The organism is Nostoc sp. JL34 (assembly GCF_017114945.1).
Classification (GTDB): domain Bacteria; phylum Cyanobacteriota; class Cyanobacteriia; order Cyanobacteriales; family Nostocaceae; genus Nostoc.
The window spans coordinates 83,905-89,904 of record NZ_JABXKQ010000020.1 but is presented as its reverse complement, the minus strand read 5'-3'; the positions used below and the strand labels follow the sequence as shown (position 1 = coordinate 89,904).

The 6,000-nt window shown below is 40.0% G+C and carries 5 protein-coding genes; all 5 read left to right on the top strand.

Features of this window, described 5'->3' with window-relative positions; translation table 11 throughout:
• Positions 1 to 330 precede the first annotated feature (330 nt).
• The 5 genes from HWQ44_RS03325 to HWQ44_RS03305 all read left to right on the top strand — a co-directional run bounded on the left by HWQ44_RS03325 (position 331) and on the right by HWQ44_RS03305 (position 5,761).
• Positions 331 to 1,101 carry a class I SAM-dependent methyltransferase gene (locus HWQ44_RS03325; protein ID WP_292714747.1) on the top strand — a complete coding sequence of 257 codons (771 nt, stop codon included), beginning with the start codon at positions 331 to 333 and terminating at the stop codon, positions 1,099 to 1,101.
• Positions 1,098 to 1,832, top strand: coding sequence for an iron-containing redox enzyme family protein (locus HWQ44_RS03320; protein ID WP_292714744.1), 735 nt, complete (start codon positions 1,098 to 1,100; stop codon positions 1,830 to 1,832). Before HWQ44_RS03325 ends, HWQ44_RS03320 begins: the two co-directional genes overlap by 4 nt.
• Positions 1,833 to 2,157: 325 nt before the next feature.
• A complete protein-coding gene (locus tag HWQ44_RS03315; RefSeq protein ID WP_292714741.1) occupies positions 2,158 to 2,709 on the top strand; it encodes a heme NO-binding domain-containing protein in 552 nt (183 codons plus the stop codon).
• A 10-nt stretch (positions 2,710 to 2,719) separates the two neighbouring features.
• Positions 2,720 to 4,240: an ATP-binding protein gene (locus HWQ44_RS03310; RefSeq protein WP_292714739.1), complete on the top strand. Its 1,521-nt coding sequence runs from the start codon at positions 2,720 to 2,722 to the stop codon at positions 4,238 to 4,240.
• Between the two features lie 318 nt (positions 4,241 to 4,558).
• A complete protein-coding gene (locus tag HWQ44_RS03305) occupies positions 4,559 to 5,761 on the top strand; it encodes an FtsW/RodA/SpoVE family cell cycle protein (RefSeq protein ID WP_292714736.1) in 1,203 nt (400 codons plus the stop codon).
• Positions 5,762 to 6,000: the final 239 nt, after the last annotated feature.

Sequence of the window (6,000 nt, the reverse complement as noted above, 5' to 3'; positions counted from 1 at the left end):
GCTCAAAAGACTAGCTGCTAGCTAGCTAAAAAAGATATCAAATGGGTTCTATATATGAAGTTGCTGTTAACTAAGTAATAATGCAAGTTCATGAAGTTAAATACAACTTAGCTATTTATATTTGAAGAAACTAACAAGATAATAATATTAATGGTATTTTTATCCTTGTCAAAGGATAGTTTGTAAACGCAAAAGTAACAAGCAAACTAAAATCGGTAAAATCAACATTATCAGCGAAACATATTAATTGTTAAAACATATATATCCACTATTTCAGTCTTGTCGGACTAATAATACAAGCATAAATTCAGTATAAATAAACACTTAGAAATGTCAAATGTGAATCATAAAAACTCAACTAAAAACTTATATAATCGCACAGCATCAGAGTGGATTAGAGGAGAACCTACTTCCTTATCAGACTTTACAGCCCGCCCTTTTGTACTAAAGCTTTGTGAGCCTGTCGCTGGGTTGCGAGTACTTGATATAGGTTGTGGAGAAGGTTATTGCAGTCGAGAATTAAGCCGACGTGGCGCTGCATGGATACATGGAATAGACCTTTCCCAAGGCATGATTACAGCAGCAAAATTGCAAGAAGTAGAAGATGCGTTAGGTATTAGCTATGAAGTAGGATGTGCTACCAATCTCAAGCAGTTTGATGATGGCGAAATTGACTTAGTTGTTGCAGTGTTTCTATTTAACTATTTGACAATTGCTCAGACCCAAGAATGTATGGCAGAAGTTGCACGTATTCTTCGTCCGGGCGGTCGATTTGTATTCAGCGTTCCCCATCCATCTTTTCCATATATGCGGGAGGCAGCATATCCGTTTTATTTTCAAGTTGAAGGTGCAGGCTATTTCAGCAAGCGAGATCAACAGTTTCCTGGTCGGATTTGGAAACGAGATGGCTCTTGGCTAAATGTGCAATTGATTCACAAAACTCTTGAGGATTACTTTAATGCTCTTAAAATTGCTGGCTTCAATACGATGCCAATCTTACAGGAATTACGTGTGACTCCAGAACATATCGCAATAGATGAATCATTTTTTAGCCCCTTACTTGACCAACCTCTCCATCTAGCCCTACAAATATCACGATGACACAGACATCTTCTTTGGTGAGAAATTCCTTCCGTGAAATAACGCTTAATCATCCTCTATGGAATCATGAGTTTCTAATCCGCTGTCGGGCTGGAAATTTATTTTTACCAGATGTACAGGTACTAGCTGTTCAGATGTACAAGTTCTCCAAAGAATTTAATCGTATTTTGGCTAGTATTTTGTCTTGCTGCCAAGATGAAAGTAGTCAGTTAGTCATCTTGGAAAATCTCTTTGACGAAATGGGACAGGGAGATATAACTCAGTCCCACCCAGAATTGTTTCGTCAATTTACCCGCGCACTTGGTATCCACGACGAAACTTTGGCAGCACTATCCACTGCACCTGAAACTCGCGCCCTTATTGAAACCTATTTGCAGATGCCACATAAGTACGGCTATTTAGCTGCACTCGGTGCCGTCTGTTATGCTTCCGAAGGGATTGTTAGCTCGCTGTACACGCAACTATACAAAGGAATTATTGGCGCTACTCCTTTACCCAAAGAATCCCTGATCTTTTTTGAAGTTCATATTGATGTGGATGATAGTCATGCAGCAAAGCTAGCAGCAGTGATTGAACCTCAGATTAGCATGAACGAGGAAGATATCAAGGTAAAGCTGGCTATTGCAGAAGCTATGGATGCACGCCTCCAATTTTTTAACGGTATTCAGCGTCAAATCTCTAAATATAGCTTATATCCTGATTCATGGCTGCCTTTTGATGATTCGCTGTAATTAGTCTGTCAAGCTGAAATTGATGGGTAAGCAAGTTTGTAGTAAGGACTTTAGTCCTTATTTTTTAAGTACTTTAGTGCCTACTACAAACCTTCAAAACTAACTAGGTAAAAGTAATAAGTGAAAATACGGTTGTAATAATGAGGATTTTTGGCATTAGAATGCGAACAGTTTTCCCATTTTTTCGGTTTTTAAAGCTGTAATAAAACATTTTAAGATTTCATTACAGAAAATTTTGTTATTTAAACAAGCCTTTTAAGGAATTAGTTGTCGAGTCTTGGGCAAATTCACAAAGTAAAATTAGGTGCAGCAAGAGGAGGCTTCCATGTACGGATTAGTGAACAAGGCGATTCAAGACATGGTGTGCAGTCGCTTTGGGGAAGAGACTTGGAAAAAAATTAAGCACAAAGCAGAGGTGGATGTTGATGTTTTCCTCAGTATGGAAGGCTATCCCGATGACATCACCCACAAGCTGGTAAAAGCTGCTAGTGTCATTCTCGGTTTATCTTCCTCAGAGATTATGCAAGCCTTTGGGGAATTCTGGGTTCAGTACACAGCCCAAGAAGGCTATGGCGAAATGATGGATATGAGTGGAGATGAACTCCCTGAGTTTTTAGAAAACCTCGATAATCTTCATGCTCGTGTGGGAGTTAGCTTTCCCAAACTCCAGCCCCCATCCTTTGAGTGTACTGATATGGAGGAAAATTCTCTGAGCTTACATTATCGCTCTGATAGAGAAGGGCTAACGCCAATGATTCTTGGATTAATCAAGGGATTGGGAACTAGGTTTGATACAGAAGTTCATATTACCCAAACCCAAAATCGAGATGAGGGTGCTGAACATGATGAATTTTTAGTGATTTATAAACCAAATTGAGTGCAGTAGCATGGCTCCTCCTCACCTTACACTTTCGCCAGAGTTGCTGGCGAAAGCTTTTCCCTTCCACTTTGCCTTTAGTCGTAATCGGGAAATTGTACAAGCTGGTGATATCTTCGGGCGCATTTGTCCTGAACCATTGGTTGGTAAATTAATTGAGCAGCATTTCCAGATCAATCGTCCAAAAATTTTGATCGATTTTGATGTTATTAGTAAACAGTCTCGTGCCCTGTTTATATTAGAGTTTCTCCACAATGGAATGCATCTTAAGGGTCAGATGATGTATCAACCAGAGCAGGAGGTGATATTTTTTTTAGGTTCTCCCTGGATTACAGATACAACTAACCTCGCTCCTCTCGGTATTAAACTCAAAGACTTCGCAATTCACGACCCCATTGTTGATTTCCTGTTTCTACTACAAGCTCAAAATACTGCTTTGGCTGATGCCAAAAAGTTGACAAGTGAACTGAAACAGCAAAGGGCACAACTACGGAGTGCGCTACAAATCAAGGAGAATTTAGCAGAAATTGCTGAGGCTCAGTCTAAAAAGTTAGAAAAATCCCTTCGGGAGCTACAGCAAACTCAAGCCCAATTAGTCCAGGCTGAGAAAATGTCCAGTCTGGGGCAGTTAGTTGCAGGAGTAGCTCACGAAATTAACAACCCTGTTAATTTTATTTACGGTAATTTGAAATATGCAAAAGATTATACGCAGTGTTTGCTGAACCTTGTGCATCTTTACCAGCAATTTTATACCAATCCTGTCTCAGAAATTCAAGAATACATTAAGGAAATAGAGTTAGATTTTTTACTAGATGATTTGCCAAAAATCCTAAATTCGATGGAAGTAGGAGCCGAACGGATCTCTGAAATTGTCTTGTCCCTGCGGAATTTCTCTCGTCTTGATGAAGCAGAGAAGAAAAGAGTTGATATTCATCAGGGACTGGATAGTACTTTGCTAATTTTACAGAGTCGCTTCAAGAATAGTATTGATCATCCTGGGATCAAAGTAGTGAAAAATTATGGAGATTTGCCTTTAGTAGATTGCTACCCTGGCCAACTCAATCAAGTATTTATGAATATTATCAGTAATGCAATCGATGCGCTCGATAACTATGATAATAAACGCGCGATCGCAGAAATTCATGCTAATCCTAATAAAATTACAATTACTACCGAAGTCATCGAAACAAAGTGTGTGATCCGAATTGCTGACAATGGTTCAGGAATAACAGAAGCAGTTAAGGAACGACTCTTTGATCCATTTTTCACAACTAAGCCTGTAGGTAAGGGTACAGGATTAGGTTTATCAATTAGCTATCAGATTGTAGTTGAAAAACATGGGGGAACACTGAGATGTGTATCAGAAGCGGGACAAGGAACTGAGTTTTGGATTGAAATTCCCCTATCTATGGACAGACAAGCAGTTAATTGCATCAAATCGTTAAGTTTTATGAATTCTCAGAATTCAGCAATGCTTGCAGTGAGTGATTGGGACTCAACACTTTCTTATTTTGACTCTCCGAATTTCTGATTTGAGAAAGCTTTAGATTCAGAGAGGACTCTGAATGATTTTTTTATATCCTGATTTAATTTATACAAAATAGCACTGATAATTGTCTGCGTAGCGATGCCTTCTCTACGTTCGTGCAGTGTGTTGCAGACAGACGCTTTGCGTAGCTTGCTTTTCCGTAGGGGTACAGGGAATATAGCCAACACAATTTGTCAGAAATGTTGGACTAGCGCGACAACTCAAAGATTTATGGTTGTAAAGCCTACTTATGAGTTATAAGTTATGATTTATGAGTTTTATTTCTAACTCCTAATTTCTAACTTCTTACCTGTACCGATCGTGAATCTACGCCGCCTGATTCCAATTTTTGATAGTTCAGTCTCCAACTGGGCATTAGAAGCGCGGTTGTTGCGCTGGTTAACGTTGATTTGGCTGTTTGTCGGCTTGATCATGCTATTTTCAGCATCCTATCCCGTTGCTGACGCCCGTCAGAATGATGGATTATACTACTTTAAGCGTCAACTACTTTGGGTCTTAGTTTCCTTAATTGGATTCAATATTATTGTTAATTTGCCGTTGCAGAAAATTTTGGGGCTATCCCATTGGTTTTTGTTGCTGTTTTTGGCGTTAATTTTTGTCACACTGATTCCAGGATTGGGAAAAAAGGCTTTTGATGCAGCACGTTGGATTGCGATCGGGCCAATTCCAATTCAACCTTCAGAATTAATTAAACCCTTTTTAGTGCTGCAAAGTGCGCGGCTTTTTGGTCAGTGGGAACGAATCAGTTGGCGGGTTCGCTTGGCTTGGTTGGGTATTTTCGGTCTGGTACTTTTAGGAATTCTTGCCCAGCCTAACTTGAGTACAACAGCACTTTGCGGCATGACTATCTGGCTAATCGCTCTAGCAGCTGGCTTACCTTACAAGTATCTGGGAGGAACAGCAATTGGTGGAGTGATGTTGGCAGTACTCAGCATTAGCATCAAAGAGTATCAGCGTAAGCGGGTGATGTCATTCCTCAATCCTTGGGCTGATGCTACAGGAGATGGGTACCAGTTGGTGCAAAGTCTACTAGCTGTGGGTTCTGGTAAAACTTGGGGAGCTGGATATGGGCTTTCTCAACAAAAGCTGTTTTATTTACCAATTCAGGATACCGATTTTATTTTTGCCGTGTTCGCTGAAGAGTTTGGCTTTGTTGGCAGTATGGTGTTGTTGGCACTTTTAGCTACATTTGCCACCCTTGGATTAATTGTGGCGCTGAAGGCTAAAAATACAGTACATCGATTGGTAGCGATCGGCGTGACGATTTTGATGACAGGACAATCATTGCTCCACATTGGTGTTGCTACAGGCTCTCTACCGACTACTGGCTTACCTTTGCCCATGTTTAGTTATGGTGGTAATTCTATGATTGCCAGCTTAATAGCTGCTGGCTTGCTGATTCGGGTAGCACGTGAGAGTAGTGAAGCTGAGGTAGTACCATTGCGAAAACCTCTGCTTGAAAATGGGCGCAGACGCAGAGCTTTTCAGAAAACCAAAAATTGAGCTAGCAGGAGACAGAATGGCAACCTTTTACGGTTTATTTATACCATTTTCCAAAAGCACTTAATCAGCAAACTGTTTGACAATAGAAAATATATAGCATTTTTCAAAAAGCGTTGAGCAGGATCAAGTCCGGTGACGATCAAACACTCAGAAGTTAGGATTAGCTATTCGATTACTTCCATTTTAAAAGATTGGTAAGAAAGTGGGCTATTCTCGCCCACCTAATATTTACTTTGTAT